14 protein-coding genes and 2 pseudogenes are annotated in these 14,760 nt (G+C 69.6%); 11 read left to right on the plus strand and 5 right to left on the minus strand.

Features of this window, described 5'->3' with window-relative positions; genetic code table 11:
• Positions 1–6 precede the first annotated feature (6 nt).
• Complete coding sequence (locus VJ693_RS01150; RefSeq protein ID WP_324151625.1) at positions 7–639, minus strand: LysE/ArgO family amino acid transporter; 633 nt, start codon at positions 637–639, stop codon at positions 7–9.
• Between the two features lie 93 nt (positions 640–732).
• Here VJ693_RS01150 and VJ693_RS01155 point away from each other — a divergent pair, with 93 nt between their 5' ends.
• Entirely contained in the window at positions 733–1,197 is a 465-nt protein-coding gene (locus VJ693_RS01155; RefSeq protein ID WP_324151626.1) for an Lrp/AsnC family transcriptional regulator, read from the plus strand.
• A 180-nt stretch (positions 1,198–1,377) separates the two neighbouring features.
• Here the strand turns inward: VJ693_RS01155 and VJ693_RS01160 are convergent, their stop codons facing one another.
• Positions 1,378–2,466: an AraC family transcriptional regulator gene (locus tag VJ693_RS01160; RefSeq protein ID WP_324151627.1), complete on the minus strand. Its 1,089-nt coding sequence runs from the start codon at positions 2,464–2,466 to the stop codon at positions 1,378–1,380.
• Between the two features lie 199 nt (positions 2,467–2,665).
• Here VJ693_RS01160 and VJ693_RS01165 point away from each other — a divergent pair, with 199 nt between their 5' ends.
• The 8 genes from VJ693_RS01165 (at position 2,666) to VJ693_RS01200 (ending at position 8,669) form a co-directional block, all read left to right on the plus strand.
• Positions 2,666–3,454, plus strand: a complete 789-nt coding sequence (locus VJ693_RS01165) for an SDR family oxidoreductase (protein WP_324151628.1) — start codon at positions 2,666–2,668, stop codon at positions 3,452–3,454.
• A 49-nt stretch (positions 3,455–3,503) separates the two neighbouring features.
• A complete protein-coding gene (locus VJ693_RS01170; protein WP_324151629.1) occupies positions 3,504–4,781 on the plus strand; it encodes a styrene monooxygenase/indole monooxygenase family protein in 1,278 nt (425 codons plus the stop codon).
• Between the two features lie 2 nt (positions 4,782–4,783).
• Positions 4,784–5,320 carry a flavin reductase family protein gene (locus tag VJ693_RS01175; protein WP_324151630.1) on the plus strand — a complete coding sequence of 179 codons (537 nt, stop codon included), beginning with the start codon at positions 4,784–4,786 and terminating at the stop codon, positions 5,318–5,320.
• 26 nt (positions 5,321–5,346) lie between these two features.
• Complete coding sequence (locus VJ693_RS01180; RefSeq protein ID WP_324151631.1) at positions 5,347–6,600, plus strand: dienelactone hydrolase family protein; 1,254 nt, start codon at positions 5,347–5,349, stop codon at positions 6,598–6,600.
• 97 nt (positions 6,601–6,697) lie between these two features.
• Positions 6,698–7,114, plus strand: a complete 417-nt coding sequence (locus tag VJ693_RS01185; protein ID WP_324151632.1) for a RidA family protein — start codon at positions 6,698–6,700, stop codon at positions 7,112–7,114.
• Between the two features lie 100 nt (positions 7,115–7,214).
• Positions 7,215–7,604 carry a nuclear transport factor 2 family protein gene (locus VJ693_RS01190; RefSeq protein WP_324151633.1) on the plus strand — a complete coding sequence of 130 codons (390 nt, stop codon included), beginning with the start codon at positions 7,215–7,217 and terminating at the stop codon, positions 7,602–7,604.
• Between the two features lie 53 nt (positions 7,605–7,657).
• Positions 7,658–8,053 (plus strand): GFA family protein, encoded by a 396-nt coding sequence (locus VJ693_RS01195; RefSeq protein ID WP_324151634.1) that lies wholly within the window; start codon positions 7,658–7,660, stop codon positions 8,051–8,053.
• 58 nt (positions 8,054–8,111) lie between these two features.
• Positions 8,112–8,669, plus strand: a complete 558-nt coding sequence (locus VJ693_RS01200) for an AAA family ATPase (RefSeq protein WP_324151635.1) — start codon at positions 8,112–8,114, stop codon at positions 8,667–8,669.
• A gap of 18 nt (positions 8,670–8,687) precedes the next feature.
• Here the strand turns inward: VJ693_RS01200 and VJ693_RS01205 are convergent, their stop codons facing one another.
• Positions 8,688–8,975, minus strand: coding sequence for an EthD family reductase (locus VJ693_RS01205; protein ID WP_324151636.1), 288 nt, complete (start codon positions 8,973–8,975; stop codon positions 8,688–8,690).
• Between the two features lie 373 nt (positions 8,976–9,348).
• On the opposite strand from VJ693_RS01205, the gene VJ693_RS01210 reads away from it, so the two are divergent.
• The gene (locus tag VJ693_RS01210) at positions 9,349–13,401 is read left to right on the plus strand and encodes a HEAT repeat domain-containing protein (RefSeq protein ID WP_324151637.1); all 4,053 of its coding nucleotides are present in this window, start codon (positions 9,349–9,351) and stop codon (positions 13,399–13,401) included.
• Positions 13,402–13,541: 140 nt separating this feature from the next.
• Here the strand turns inward: VJ693_RS01210 and VJ693_RS01215 are convergent, their stop codons facing one another.
• Positions 13,542–13,880 (minus strand): hypothetical protein, encoded by a 339-nt coding sequence (locus tag VJ693_RS01215; RefSeq protein ID WP_324151638.1) that lies wholly within the window; start codon positions 13,878–13,880, stop codon positions 13,542–13,544.
• A 335-nt stretch (positions 13,881–14,215) separates the two neighbouring features.
• Here VJ693_RS01215 and VJ693_RS01220 point away from each other — a divergent pair.
• A pseudogene (locus VJ693_RS01220) lies at positions 14,216–14,539 on the plus strand (sigma 54-interacting transcriptional regulator); the annotation flags it as partial.
• 11 nt (positions 14,540–14,550) lie between these two features.
• On the opposite strand, the pseudogene VJ693_RS01225 reads toward VJ693_RS01220, so the two are convergent.
• Positions 14,551–14,760 (minus strand): annotated as a pseudogene (locus VJ693_RS01225) (HNH endonuclease); the annotation flags it as partial.

Consider the following 14,760-nt stretch of genomic DNA (forward strand, 5'->3'; position numbering starts at 1 on the left):
TCGCCGTCAGGCCGCCAGTTGCGCGAGCTGCCACAGGGCCAGCGCCGCGAGCAGCGCGGCCGAGCACAGGTTGACGGCACGCTGCCAGCGCTCGTCGAAACGGTCGCGCAGCCAGCCGACGATGCCGGCCAGGATCAGCCACCACAGCGCCGAGCCGACCAGCACGCCGGTGACCATGGCCCAGGGTGATGCAGCCGGCGCGCGCCCGGCCAGCGCACCGAACACCGCCATGAACGACAGGATGGTCGAAGGATTGGACAGCGTCAGCACGAAGGTGCTGGAGACGAAACGCAGCAGCGTGCCGGGCGGCGCGTGGCCACCGGCGCGGCGGGTGACGGGCCGGCTCGCGATGCGCCACGCGAGGTAGAGCAGGAAGGCCGCGCCGAACAGCGCCAGCCAGGTCTTGATGCCCAGCAACCAGGCGATCAGCGTGGTGACGCCGAAGGCGCCGATCGCGCCATAGACGGCATCGGCGAACGCGGCGCCCAGGCCGGTGGCCAGGCCCGCGGCGCGCCCATGGTCGAGCGTGCGCTGGATCGCCAGCACGCCGATCTGGCCCACTGGCGCGGCGATCGACAGCCCGATCAGCAGCGACTGGGCGAACAGCACCAGCGCGGGCGAGTACGAGAGGGTGTCCATCACCGTCATTCTGCGGGGCGGCTTCGCTGCCTGCCAGAGGCGGTGTCAGGTCAGAATCGAATCCGGTTTCGATTTTTCAGGCGAGGGGCCACCATGACCGAAACACTGCAACTCGACACCAAGGCCTGGCAACTGCTGCTCGCGCTGCAGGCCGATGGCCGCGCGCCGCTGAAGACGCTGGCGCAGGCGGCCGGCCTGTCGGTGCCGGCCACGGCCGAGCGGCTCAAGCGCCTGGTGGACGCCGGCGTCGTGCGCTCGGTGGGCGCCGAGATCGACGCGGCGCAGGCCGGGTACCCGGTGCGCGCCATCGTCGGCATCACGGTGCTGCAGCCGGGCAAGAAGGTCTTTCTCGACAAGCTGCGCCGCGCCGCCGAGGTGCTCGAATGCCACCACGTGGCCGGTGCCGATTCGTACGTGATGAGCGTCGTCGCGCGCAGCCTCGAAGACCTGGAGCGCTTCCTCGCCTCGATCAACGGCTACGGCGAGACGCGCACCTCGATCGTGTTCTCCACGCCCATCCCGCGCCGCGGGCTGGTGCCGCCGGGTGCGGCGCGCTGAGCTTGTCTGGGCGCTCCGATGCGGAGCAGCCGCCCCTGGGCGAAGCAGCCGCCCCTTGACCCGCTATTCCGCCGTGGACGGGTCGCTATGTCACCGACGACAAGGTCTACTGCGTCTACATCGCGCCCGACGGGGCCGTGCCGGCGCCCGCGGGTTTTGTCGCGGGCGGGGGTGCCTGGCTTACAGGCCGTCGGCAGTGGCCCAGGCCTCGGTGTGGCCGCGCGCCGCGGCCAGCGACTGCGCCGGCGACTCGCCATAGGCTTCGCGGTACTCCTGCGCGAAGCGGCCGAGGTGATAGAAGCCCCAGCGCAACGCGACATCGGTGACGTGCACGCCCGGGCCGGCCGCGAGCAGCTCCTGGCGGGCCCGGTGCATGCGCAGCTCGCGCAGCCAGCGCATCGGGCTCACGCCGCGAAAGCGCTGGAAGCCAAGGAAGAGGCTGCGCACGCTGACGCCTGTCGCCGCGGCCAGCGCCTCCGGCGTGATCGGCTCGGCGCAATGCGCTTCGAGGTAATCCTCGGCCTGGCGCACGCAGCGGGGCGCGACAGGCAGGCCGCGAGCGGCCAGCCGCACGCTCGCATCGTGCGGCTGCGACGCGAGCAGCGTCGCCATCAGTCGGTAGTGCAGTTGCACGGTCGACAGGGGCCACAGCTCGGCACCGGGCGCACTGCGCGCATCGGCATCGGACCTCGCCGCCGACTGGCGCTCGGTGACCGCGATCAGCGACAGCAGCAGGTCCACGAGCGCCGGGTGGCGGTCCAGCGGGAGTTGCGGCGCAAAGCTCGGCAGCAGCACGGCCTCCTCGCCGCACCAGCAGTCGACGAAGCGCTGCATCGCAGGCGCCTCGACGCGCACGATGAGCTGGTGGTTGCCGGCGCGCCAGTGCATGCGCAGGTCCGGCGCCGGCGAAAGCAGGCTGGCGCACGTCACATCGGACTCGAAGCGTTCCCCGCCGGCGTCGATCTGCGCGCTGCCGGTGAGCGGGATCTGGAGCAGGTAAAAGCCTTCGAGCGGGCCGGGCAGGATGTCGACCGCGCGCCCATATTCAAGGTCGATCAGGCCGAGCAAGCCGGCCCCCAGGTGGTTCATGCGCGCAGCCATCGGCGTCGCCGCGAGCGCCGGCTCGAGCCGGTGCGGCCGGAAGACGCGGCCCACGACATGCTGGGCCTGCTCGCGGTCTGACGAAGCCAGCAGTGGCTGCCGGTGGCGCGCGCTCGCCCAGGCGGCATCGAGCAGCCGTGCTGCCTCGCCTTCCCGCCGGGATTCCATGGCGCTCTGCAAGCCGGGCCCCACTGTTCGATGGTCGTTCGATGTGCATCAATGTAGCGCCACCTGCCCGCGCGCGCGAGATGATCGAGCGCAAGACGGCGCGGGAATCTTGCAGTTTCTGGATAGTCGTTGCAGCCGGCGGATCGCGCCGCGGGGCGCCGGCGAAGACCATGGCGCATCTTCTTCACAGGAGCGCCGCATGTCCCAGCTCGCAGGCAAGACCGCCATCGTGACCGGAGGTGCCACGCTGATCGGCGCGGCCGTGGTGCACGCACTGCACGCGCAAGGCGCCCAGGTCGCGATCTTCGACATCGACGGTGCCGGCGCGGCAAGGGTCGCCGCCGCCGACGGCGAGCGGCTGTTCGCGCTGCCGCTGGACCTGACCCGCGACGACGCGCTCGCCGATGCGGTCGCCGAAGTCGTGCGGCGCTTCAGCGGCATCGACATCCTCGTGAACCTGGCATGCAGCTACCTGGACAACGGCTTCGCATCGCCGCGCGCCGATTGGCTGCAAGCGCTCGACGTCAACGTCGTCAGCGCGGTGATGGCCGCGCGTGCGGTGCATGCGTCGATGAAGGCACGCGGCGGCGGCGCGATCGTCAACTTCACGAGCATCTCGGCCAAGGTGGCGCAGACCGGCCGCTGGCTGTACCCGGTGTCCAAGGCTGCGCTGGTGCAGCTGACCCGCAGTATGGCGCTGGACCTGGCCGCCGACGGCATCCGCGTCAACTCGGTTTCGCCCGGCTGGACCTGGTGCCGGCTGATGGACGAGCTGACCCACGGTGACCGCACGAAGACCGACCGCATCGCCGCGCCGTTCCATCCGCTCGGCCGCGTCGGCCACCCCGAGGAGGTGGCCGAGGTCGTCGCCTTCCTCTGCTCGCCGCGCGCCAGCTTCGTCACCGGCGCCGACTATGCCGTCGACGGCGGCTACTCGGCGCTCGGCCCCGAGGGCCTGGTGCCGGCGATTCCGAAGTTGATGGATTGAACGCCGCACGCAGCGGCCCGCCCTACCACCCCACGCACGGAGGAACCCCATGTCCAGACGCATCGCGATCGTCGGCGCCGGCCAGGCCGGATTGCCGCTGGCCCTGAGCCTGCAGGCCCGAGGCGACCAGGTCACGCTGGTCAGCAACCGCAGCCCCGACGACATCCGGGGCGGCCGCGTGATGTCGAGCCAGTGCATGTTCGGCACGGCGCTCGCGATCGAGCACGAGTTCGGCCTCGACGGCTGGGCGCGCGAGTGCCCACCGGTCGAAGGCATCGGCCTGACCGTGCCGCACCCAGGCCAGCCCGGCGCCAAGTTGATCGACTGGGCCGCGCGGCTGGACCGGCCCGCGCAGGCGGTGGACCAGCGATTGAAGATGCCGGCGTGGATCGAGCGCTTTCGTGAACGCGGCGGGAGCTTCGTGCTGCAGGATGCGGGCGTCGCCGAGCTCGAGGCGCTCGCCGCGACCCACGACCTCACCGTCGTCGCCGCGGGCAAGGGCGAAGTGACGCGCCTGTTCGAGCGCGATACGACGAACAGCCCCTACGAGCAGCCGCAGCGCGCGCTGGCGCTGACCTACGTGAAGGGCATGACCCCGCGTACGCCGTACTCGCGGGTGTGCTTCAACCTCATCCCGGGCGTCGGCGAATACTTCGTGTTCCCGGCGCTGACCACCAGCGGCGCGTGCGAGATCATGGTTTTCGAAGGCATCCCCGGCGGTCCGCTGGACTGCTGGACCGACGCGAAGACACCGGAACAACACCTCGCGACGAGCCTGCGCATCCTCGAGACCTTTCTGCCCTGGGAGGCCGAACGCTGCCGCCATGTCGAGCTGAGTGATGACAACGGCATCCTCGCCGGTCGATTTGCACCGACGGTGCGGCGGCCGGTGGGGCGGCTGCCGTCGGGCGCGCAAGTGTTCGGCATTGCCGACACCGTCGTGGTCAACGACCCGATCACCGGCCAGGGCTCGAACAACGCGACCAAGTGCTTCAAGATCGTGCACGACGCGATCGTCGCGCACGGCGATCGGCCGTTCGACGCGGCGTGGATGCAGGCCACCTTCGACCGCTACTGGGACTATGCGCAGCACGTGACCCGCTGGACCAACATGCTGCTCGCGCCGCCGCCCGATCACATCCTGAAGCTGCTCGGTGCGGCCGGCGAGTGCCCGCCGCTGGCGGCCGCGATAGCCAACAACTTCGACCATCCGCCGGCGTACTTCCCGTGGTGGGCCGACGCCGTCGAATGCGACCGCTTCATCGCGACGCAGATGGCGAAGCTCGCCTCCTCGGCCGATGCGGCACCGGCCGCGCAGGCAGCCTGACGATGCAGCCCGCCCCCGCCTCGACTGCCGTGGCCAATTCCACGGCGCAACCGGCCGCCGCCGCGACGGACGCGCGCCGGCTTCGCGATGCGCTCGGCGCCTACCCCACCGGCGTCACCGTCGTCACGACGCGCGGCCCCGACGGCCGCGCCGTGGGCCTCACGGTCAACTCGTTCGCCTCGCTGTCGCTCGACCCGCCGCTGCTGCTGTGGAGCCTGGCGAACCGCTCGCCGAACCGGCGCGCCTTCCGTGCCGCGAGCCACTTCGCGATCAACGTGCTCGGCGCGGGGCAGGAGGCGCTCGCGCGGAGCTTCGCGAACCCGACGGTGGCCGACAAGTTCGACGGCGTGGCCTGGCAGCCTTCGGCCGCGCACGGCGTGCCGCTGCTGGCCGGCACGCTGGCGCACTTCGTCTGCGAGTGCCGCGACGCGATCGAGGCCGGCGACCACACGCTGTTCATCGGCCGCGTGGAGCAGCACATGCATGTCGACGCAGAGCCGTTGGTCTTCCACGGCGGGCGCTTCGCGGCGCTGCGTTGAACGGCGAGACACGGAAAGGAACGACGATGACTGCGCAAAAGACACGCCCTCTTTCGATCGACATCGCGGCCGGCGACGGCAGCGGCCGCTTTGGCGCCTATCTCGCACTGCCCGCATCCGGCCACGGGCCGGGCCTGGTGATCGCGCAGGAGATCTTCGGCGTCAATGCGACGATGCGCGAGCTGGCCGACCTGTATGCCGAGGAAGGCTATGTCGCGCTCGTGCCCGACCTGTTCTGGCGCCAGCAGCCAGGCGTCGAGCTGGGGGCGACGCCCGAAGACTGGCAGCGTGCGTTCGCGCTGTACGAGGGCTTCGACGAGGCGAAGGGCGTCGAGGACGTGCAGGCGGCCATCTCGGCGCTGCGATCACGCGCCGACGTGCGCGGCGGCGTCGGCGTCCTCGGCTTCTGCCTCGGCGGCAAGCTCGCGTACCTCGCGGCCTGCCGAACCGACTGCGATGTCGCGGTGGGCTACTACGGCGTGGGCATCGAAGCCGCGCTCGCCGAGGCGGGCAAGATCGGCCGCCCACTCACGCTGCACATCGCCGAGAACGACAAGTTCTGCCCGCCCGAGGCGCGCGAGCGCATCCTCGCCGAGCTGCGTGGCCGGCCGGGCATCGAACTGCACGTCTACCCCGCCGTGGACCACGCGTTCGCGCGCCGCGGCGGCGAGCATTTCCACAAGCCCTCGGCGCTGCTTGCGCACGAGCGCAGCATCGCGACGCTCAAGCGCGCGATCGGCCCCCAGCACGACCTCTCAGCGCTGTGGGACAAGCACTGCGAGCACGAGTTCGTGCACCGCGACGTCGACGCGACGATGGCGACGATGGTCGCCGAACCCTACGTCAACCACATCCCGACGATGACCGGCGGCGTCGGCTACCGCGACCTGCACCGCTTCTACAAGAACTTCTTCGTCGACAGCAACCCGCCCGACACCTCGCTGACCCCGATCTCGCGCACGGTCGGCGCGACGCAGGTGGTCGACGAACTGCTGTTCTGCTTCACCCACACCACCGAAATCCCGTGGATGCTGCCGGGCATCGCGCCGACCGGGCGGCGCGTCGAGATCCCGCTGCTCGCGGTGGTCAAGTTCCGCGGCGACAAACTCTGCCACGAACACATCTACTGGGACCAGGCGAGCGTGCTCGTGCAGATCGGCGTGCTGGATCCGCGCGGGCTGCCGGTGGCGGGTGTGCAAACGGCGCGCAAGCTGGTCGACGAATCGCTGCCGTCGAACGGGCTGATGGCAGCCTGGAGGGCCGAAGTGCCTCAGCGGTAGGCCGGGCTCGGCGTATAACCCCTCCGTCGAGCGGACGTTACGCGGCAGAAGGCTCACTTGGGGGCATGCTTCGGCCCTATCACCTTGAAAGAAGGCAATGAGCCTGACCCTCACAAATCCATCCGACGTTCACGCCCCTTTGGGCTTATACAGTCATACGGTATCCGTGCCGGAAGGAACCGAGCTTCTCTTCATTTCGGGCCAACTTGGCGTTCGCCCGGATGGAAGCACTCCGACCTCAATCGAGGAGCAAGCCGATCAAGTCTTCTCCAACATCGTGGCCTTGCTGCGCGCGCATGGCCTGGGCCCTACCGACCTCATCAAGCTCACTACGTTCATGGTTGCCGGTCACGATGGCGATGCCGTCCGCGCTGCAAGGCTCAAGCATTTGGGTTCACACCGCCCTGCGTCTACCGCCGTATTCGTCTCTCAGTTGGTAGATCCAGCATGGTTCGTCGAAGTGGACGCAATAGCATCCAAGAGAAGGTCGGTTGCAGCCGAAAGGGCGGCCTAAGCACTTGGTCAGGCGGACGCCTTGCGCGTTCGCGCAAGCCGCCCCTCACGTCGAACGCCAGGTGTCAACGAGCCCCAGTTCTCCGATCCAAAGGCAGCACATGCAATCCGATCCCATCGCAACCTGGCATAGGCTCCTCAAGCAGCACGATGTGCAAGGGCTTGATGGTTTGCTGGCAGACGATGCCGTGTTCCATTCGCCGGTGGTTCACAAGCCCCAGGTCGGCAAGGCAATCACAAAGATGTACCTAGCCGCCGCGTTCAAGGTCTTCGGAAACGAGTCATTTCACTACGTCCGAGAGCTGAAGGCTGATCGCGATGCGATCCTTGAATTCGAACTCGAAATCGATGGCATCAGCATCAACGGCGTCGACATGATCAAGTGGAACGAGAATGGAGAAGTCACCGAGTTCAAGGTCATGCTTCGCCCGCTCAAGGCGGTCAACCTGATCCACGAGAAAATGGCAGCCCTGCTGCAGGCTGGGCGCTAGCAATGCCGACAGGCCACGTGTTAGGTCGAACGTGGGGTGCCTGAAAGACTCGCATGCCAAACCGTCTTGCCTCATGCAGTTGTGGTCAGCTCACTGCCGAAGTCAACGGTGAGCCTGTTCGGGTCTCAATCTGTCATTGCTTGGCCTGCCAGCGCCGAACCGGCAGCGTCTTCGGGGAGCAGGCCAGGTTTCCCCGCGAGAACGTGACCATTTCGGGTGTCTCAACCGAATATGTTCGGGTGGGAGACGAAGGCTCAAGAGTCAAGTTTCACTTCTGCCCCAGCTGCGGCTCCACCGTCTACTACGAGCCTGAGGGCCTGGAGGCATTCGTGGCCATCCCTGTGGGCGCCTTTGCCGACCCAAGCTTCCCACCTCCAAGTGTCTCCGTCTACGAAGAGAGGAAGCATCAGTGGGTCGTTCCGCCTCCAGAGGCAGAGCGCATTCCATGAGCACGCAGGCACCTGACCCCTCCGTCCGCCCCTTACGTCCAACGTGAGGCGGCCTGAAATGCCCCATCCCAATCACGTCAGTCCCGATCACTTTCTCAATCTTGAGGAAGCTGATGTCGTCACCAAGGAGCAGGTAGCTTCCGCGTGGGAACTCGCCTACGGCGCGCTGAGGCAGAAGCTCGTTGCCGCGGGCGAGCGGGCAACCTTGTTCGTTGTCTTCGGCCTCCAGGGTGCCGGCAAGAGCACATGGGTCGCCCGCAACGCGCCACTCATGGGCAGCAACTCCATCTTTCTCGATGGCCCGCTTCCATCCCGGCGTCACCGCAGTCGCGCCTTGGGCATTGCCTCCGAAGTCGGTTGCAGAGCCGTCGCCGTCTGGGTCAATACCCCACTCGAGCTCGCCAAGTCGCGCAATGCCACCAGGCGCGGTCTAGCCCGTATTCGCGAGGAGGCCATCCTTCATGTGTTCGAGCATCTCGAACCGCCCTCGCTCGAAGAAGGCTTCGCCGAGATCGTCGAAGTCCTGCCACACAACGTGCCGCCTAGCCCCTGCCTCGAGGGGACGCCTCCAAGCGGGCTTCGCCCACTTTCGGCTGTCCCTCACGTAGAACGCTAGCCGTCCGAGATAGCGACCTCAGCCAACCACTACCTCGCTGATCTGGAGAACTGGCTCCTGGTCCGTGTAGTTCGCAATGTCCGCCAAGATCTCCTTCGCATGCGGGCCGAAGCCCGCTTGAAAGGCCTCCACCGAGTCACAGAAGATGTGGCACATCCCCACATAGGTCGCTGGTGCGCCAGGCTCTGCCCCAGCCAGTCCCTTGTCAATGGTGTAGTACTTGCATTTATCTCCCATGCGCTCCTTCACAAGAGGCATATGCTTGTCACGGTAGTACTCGTGGTCGAATCGAGCGCCTCCTGGCAATCGTCAGCAACCTTGGCTGCGCGAGTCCGGTCACTTCCAGCCCTCCAATGGCGGCGGCCTCCGGCGTCGCGAGAGCCGATGCTGGCAAAGGTCCTCGTGGACACCGGATACAGACCCGAGGCTCTTCAGGAGCCCAAGGGTTGGCAGGCCGAGGGTTACGCTTCGGGGAAGATCGCGCCGGATCAGCGCACAGACGAACGCCGTTGTTGTCACTCGTTGCCATGCCGACCGCAGGCCACGGCTTGATTGACCGATCGCAACCTACCGTGCCCGTCCCCGCCACACCATCAGCTCCGCGGGACTGAAGGGTATCGCAGTCGATTTCGCGAATGTCACGAGGCTCGCGAGCCGCTGCAGGCCAAGGGAGATCGACATGAGCGACATGCCGTCGACGTACGCATTCACCGCGATACCGGACATTTCGATGGCGGGGCCGACACTGGGCTTTCGGGTGGCCACCGCCCCGCTGGACCCCTTGCTGACGCCGCAAGTGCGCGGACAACTTCAGCAGGCACTGGACAGCGCAAGCGCCATGGTCCACGAACCGGGCGAACTCGAAGCGCGGGGCGAGCGCCTGCTGCAGCAACTGGGCGCACTCGACCACGCGCTCGAAGCGCTCCCACCGGCACGCCAGGCCGTCGAGGCGGCGCTGGCGGCCACCCGGCATGCCCTGCAGCCGCTGCGCGAGTTCCGGCAACTCAGCGGCAAGAGCAGGCCGGTGCTGGCCGAGCTGCAGCATCGTCATACTCACGAAGCCATCGTGCGCTCGAAGTCGATCCCGGCGGCCGTCGCCGAGCTCGCGGGTCTGCTTGCACACAAGCTCCTGCTCGCACTGGAGCCGGCACCGGCCGGCGCCGTGGCCTTCGACGGCACGACCGGCCTGTTTCGCTACGAGCGCACCGACGCCGACCTGGCGCCGTTCGGCGTCACCTTCCACGCGCGGATCGCCGGTGTGCCGATGCACCGGCGCATCACCATCGTGCCCGAGCCGGACGTGGCCAAGGCCGTCGCGCAGCTGACGGCTCGCCTGTCGGACAGTTCGAGCGCCACCCGAGCGGCCGCCGCGGGCGCCCTTGGGCGCCTGGGCGGCAGCGCCGCCGTTGCCTTGACCAGGCTCGTCGCCCTGGTCGTGGACGACAACGCCGATGTGCGCATCGCCGCGGCGGGCGCGCTCGGCGCGATCGGCCCGACGGCCGCCAGCGCGACAGCGGCGCTCACCGGCCTGCTGAAGCACGATGACGATCGCGCGCGGATCGCGGCCGTGAACGCACTCGCTCGCCTGGGCGCGGGCGCCACCGGCGCGCTGCCGGACCTCGTCGCGCTGATCGAGCATCCGATCGTCGGCGTGCCTGCCGTGACGGCGCTGGGACGCCTGGGTCCGGTGGCCGGCGACGCCGTACCGGCGCTGGTGCAAAGCCTCGCCCACCCGGATGCCGTGCGCTGCGCGGCCATCCACACGGCATTGGCGAACATTGGCGCACCAGGCGTCCCGACCCTGCCCCGGCTGAACGCACTGCTGGCGCACGACGAAGCCGCCGTGCGCGCCGCCGCCTGCCAGGTGATCGGCAGCCTCGGTGCGCCGGGCGCGGCAGCCGTGCCCGCACTGACGGACCTGCTCGCCGACCCCGCCGTGCGCGTCGCGGCGCTCGAAGCGCTCGGCCAGATCCCCGGATCGAGCGCCACGGCGATCCCGCGGCTGATCGAACTGCTGACCAGCACCGACGCGGGCCTGCGTCGCGCCGCGGCGATCGTGCTCGAGAACATCGGTGCCCCGCTTGCCGCCGGCCTGCCACGTTGCGTCGAGCTCCTGGGCAGCCAGGGCGCGGAGGTTCGACAGGAGTTGACGACCGTCCTGCAGACGGTGGCGCCGGCAGTGGCCGCGGACGCGGGACGGTTCATCAGGCTGCTGGCGCACGCCGATCCGGGCGTGCGCATCGACACCGCCCGCTTGTTGGGGTCGATCGGCGCGCCCGCCGCCGCGGCCGTACCGCCCCTGATCGCCTTGCTGGCGGACGGGCTTGGCGAGGTCCGTGCCGCGGCGACTGATGCCTTGGCGCAGATCGGCAGCTCGGGTGCCGTTCCCGTCGCCCAACTGATCGGACTGCTGGCGCATGCCGATCCGGCGGTGCGGCAGGCCGCGGTGCAGGCGCTGGGCGGCACGGCGCCTGCACCGGCGGATCTGCCGTCCCTCGTCGAACTGCTGCTGCTCGACGACGAGGCCGTGCGCGCCGCCGTCGTGAGTAGCCTGTCACGCGCCGGTCCGGCCGCCGGGGCGAGCGTGCCGCGCCTGCTCGAGCTGCTCGCGGGCCCTGGCCAGGGCTTGCGCAGTGCCGCCGTCAAGGCGCTGGCCGCGATCGGCCCGCCTGCGGCCCGCTGTGCGCCGGACCTCGTCGCCCTGCTGGCGCAGGGCAGCGACTCGCTGCGCCACGAGGTCGGCCTCGCGCTGGGCAGGCTCGGCATGCCGCCCGCCGACTGCCTGGTCGGCTTGATCGGCCATCTGGCCGACGCGGACACGACGACGCGACTGGCCGCGGTGTCGGCGCTCGCCAGCATGGGCGCGTCGGCGAATGCCGCTGTCCCCGAGCTGGCCCGTCTGCTGGGCGACGAGCCGACGCCGGTGTGCGTGGCCGCGGCGGCGGCCCTGGCAGGCATGGGCACTGCGGCGGCAGCGGCCGTCCCGGCCCTCGGGGGCTTGCTCGCCCATCGAGACGCCACCCGGCGCGCTGCTGCCGCCTCGGCCCTGGCGCGAGTCGGTGTCGCCGCGGCGTGTGCGCTGCCGGCGCTCGTGCCGCGGCTGGCCGACGACGAGCCCGGCGTGCGGTCCGCGGCGGCCGACGCCATCGTGCATCTCGGCCAAGCCTCCGCCGCCGACCTGCCCGCCTTCGTCGAACTCTTGCGCAGCCCGCACGAAGCGGTGCGGCGGGCGGCGGTGCAGGCACTGGGCAGCATCGGTGCCGCGGCCGCGACGGCGGCGCCAAACCTGGCGTCATGTTTGACGGATGCCGCCGAGCCGGTGCGTGCCGGCGCCGTCGACGCCCTGCGGGCGGTGGGCCCGGCAGCCCTGCCGGCCGTGGACCAGCTGGTGGCGCTGCTGGCGCACGCGCAGGTCGGCGTGCGCCTGGCCGCCGCGCGCGTGATCGCCGCGATCGGGCCTGCCGCCGCGCCAGCCACGGCGCCGCTGATTGCGATGCTGGCGAGTGACGACGACGGCCTCGTGCTGGCCGCGATCGGCGCCCTGGCAGGCGTCGCGCCGGGCGTGCAGGCCCTGGACAGTCTGTTGCCTCTTTTGGCGTGCCCGAATGCCGATTTGCGGCAGGCGGCCGCGCGCACCATCGGCCTGATGGGCCCGGCTGCGGCCCGCGCGGCGCCGGCGCTGGCGGCGCTGATACGGCGCTGGAACCACAGTGAGGACGACCGGACGGCCGCCCATGCCCTGGCACGCATAGGCGCCGTGCAGACACTGCTCGACGCCTTCGCCATCGGGCACGGCCCGATCACCGACCCGGCCATTGCACAAGCCCTGGGCGAGATGGGCTCGCTGGCTGCGGCGGCCTTGCCACGGCTGGAGGGCTACACCACGTCCTACATGGGGCTGGAGGTGGTTCGTGCCATGGCCAGGATCGGCACGCCGGCGGCCGTACCGATGCTGCAGCGGCTGCTGCAGCAGCCGGACGACGACAAGCGCACGGAAGCACTGCAGGGCCTGCTGGCGATCTGGCGCACCGCCGAGGACCCCGTCGCGCCGCTGCTCGCCATGCTCGACTTCGCCTACAAGCCGGTGTTTGCGCCGCTTGACGGCTATTCCCCCAGCTACAGGGATGAACTCGCGCTGCAGCAGATGCAGGAACGGTCGAGCTTCCGCACCGAGCAGGTATCGAGCGCCGTCCGCCAGGCCGCCGCCCGTGCCCTCGGCGGCCTAGGCCCGCTGGCGGCGCCCGCGATCCCGAAGCTGGTGGAGATGGCGTTCGGGTACTCCTCCTTCGACGCCCGCGACGCGGCCATCGAGGCGCTGGCCGGCATCGGCGCACCGGCCCTGGCGCCGCTGATCGCCGGCCTGGGCGATCCTGTGCGCTGTCGGTTCGTCATCCCCGTGCTGGGCCGCCTCGGCCCCGCGGCTGAGGCGGCCGTGCCCAGGCTCGCGGACTTGCTGCACGACCGCCGCGCCGATGTGCAGGCGGCTGCCGTGGCCGCGCTGGGCAGCATCGGCGCGGGCGCCGCGACGGCGGTGCCGAAGCTGCTGGAGCTGGTCGCGCACGACCAGCGGCTGCGGGTCGCGGCGATCGAGGCCCTCGGCGCCATCGGTGACCCGACGGCGCTGCCGGCAATCGAGGACCTGCTTCACGCCGCACGCGACGGCAACGAGCGCCAGGCGGCGTGGTCCGCATGGCGGCGTGTCCGGCGCGCCGCGGCGTTGGCGCCGGCCTGAGACCGTCGCACCAGCGGGCCGCATCGCCCCGGCGGCGGGACACCCGTCATCTGCCTGAGTGCTGGCGTTGTTCGTGAACGCTTAGGTGGCTGTCAGACGGTCCCAAGACCTGCAGAACCACCTGATGTCGATCATGCGGGTTACGCCTGCCAGACCCCATAGCCGGCTTCGCGCAAGCCGATGGCCAGCTCGACTTCCATCTCGCGCGCGGCCTCGTAAGGCATCGGGTTATAGACCTCGTAGAGCTCCGGCATCAACCGCAGGCCGTACTCCAAAACGAAGCGATTGGCCTGCACGCCCGCCTTGTGCCGGTCGAAGCGAAGGTCGGGATCGAGACCGGTCATGCCGACATAGACGAATGGCTTGCCAAGAACGTGATCGGGATTGGCCCTGCGAAACACTGGCAGGTTCCACACGCGATCCGACAGCTCCACGACATAGACGTGGTGATGGTGGCGGGCGGTCTTGCGGGTGGCCATCGCGGATTGCATTTTCCGGCAAGCCGAGAAGGCCATCACCACAATCGCCAACCCTGCGGGCCCGGTGCGTCAAGGTCTGCTGGAGCCGACGATGGCCGTCGAAGTCGCCACGCCGACGGAGTATCTGGTGACTGCATCGGCGACCTGCACTGCGGCTGCTGCGGCTGGGTGCGTCGCGGTGCGCGGGTGTTCTCGGTCGCGCTGCCCGCCGCGGCCCCTTCGTCGCGCACGTCGACGACGGCCACCGACCAGTCGTCCGTGAAGCCCCGTCACGCAGCAGGCACGGCGCTTGGCGGCCATGCGGACACGGAGATCCACGGACAAGGGCCCGCCCGATGATCGTCGGCACCAATCGCGATCTGCGTCTCGACGTGGCGCAGGGCCGCTTCCGAGAAGATCTCTACGCGCGGATCAACCTCTGGTCCTGCACGCTGCCGGGTCTGTCGCAGCGCACGGAAGACCTGGAACCGAATGTCGGGCACCTGCTCTCGCGCGCCAGTGTCGAACTGGGCCGCTCGGTGCGCTTCAATGCCGAAGCGAAAGCACAGTACCTGCGCTTCGCCCAGTCGGGCGACGCGGTGTGGAGCGGCAACTTCCGCGACCTCTCGGCGAGCGTGACGCGCCTGGCGACGCTCGCCGATGGCGGGCGCATCACATCGCTTCCCATGTGTCAGCTCAGCCGAGAACTCCTTGGCAGCCGCGCGGCCAGCCACTCGTGCACGTCGGCGCGAATGGGCCGGCCTTCGAGCAGAAAGTCCTCGAAACGGCTTGGCACATACGGCAGGTACACCAGCGGCATGCCTGCTTCCTCCGGCGTGCGGTCGGCCTTGCGGCCGTTGCACGCACCGCAGGCGCTGACCAGGTTCATCCAGGTCCAGCG

Origin of the sequence: Ideonella sp. (genome assembly GCF_035254525.1) — a bacterium.
Classification (GTDB): domain Bacteria; phylum Pseudomonadota; class Gammaproteobacteria; order Burkholderiales; family Burkholderiaceae_C; genus Ideonella.

Bases quoted from the DNA above. Each gene is read 5' to 3' on its own strand.
- VJ693_RS01150 (WP_324151625.1), bottom strand. From the start codon at position 639: ATGGACACCCTCTCGTACTCGCCCGCGCTGGTGCTGTTCGCCCAGTCG.
- VJ693_RS01155 (WP_324151626.1), top strand. From the start codon at position 733: ATGACCGAAACACTGCAACTCGACACCAAGGCCTGGCAACTGCTGCTC.
- VJ693_RS01160 (WP_324151627.1), bottom strand. From the start codon at position 2,466: ATGGAATCCCGGCGGGAAGGCGAGGCAGCACGGCTGCTCGATGCCGCC.
- VJ693_RS01165 (WP_324151628.1), top strand. From the start codon at position 2,666: ATGTCCCAGCTCGCAGGCAAGACCGCCATCGTGACCGGAGGTGCCACG.
- VJ693_RS01170 (WP_324151629.1), top strand. From the start codon at position 3,504: ATGTCCAGACGCATCGCGATCGTCGGCGCCGGCCAGGCCGGATTGCCG.
- VJ693_RS01175 (WP_324151630.1), top strand. From the start codon at position 4,784: ATGCAGCCCGCCCCCGCCTCGACTGCCGTGGCCAATTCCACGGCGCAA.
- VJ693_RS01180 (WP_324151631.1), top strand. From the start codon at position 5,347: ATGACTGCGCAAAAGACACGCCCTCTTTCGATCGACATCGCGGCCGGC.
- VJ693_RS01185 (WP_324151632.1), top strand. From the start codon at position 6,698: ATGAGCCTGACCCTCACAAATCCATCCGACGTTCACGCCCCTTTGGGC.
- VJ693_RS01190 (WP_324151633.1), top strand. From the start codon at position 7,215: ATGCAATCCGATCCCATCGCAACCTGGCATAGGCTCCTCAAGCAGCAC.
- VJ693_RS01195 (WP_324151634.1), top strand. From the start codon at position 7,658: ATGCCAAACCGTCTTGCCTCATGCAGTTGTGGTCAGCTCACTGCCGAA.
- VJ693_RS01200 (WP_324151635.1), top strand. From the start codon at position 8,112: ATGCCCCATCCCAATCACGTCAGTCCCGATCACTTTCTCAATCTTGAG.
- VJ693_RS01210 (WP_324151637.1), top strand. From the start codon at position 9,349: ATGAGCGACATGCCGTCGACGTACGCATTCACCGCGATACCGGACATT.
- VJ693_RS01215 (WP_324151638.1), bottom strand. From the start codon at position 13,880: ATGGCCACCCGCAAGACCGCCCGCCACCATCACCACGTCTATGTCGTG.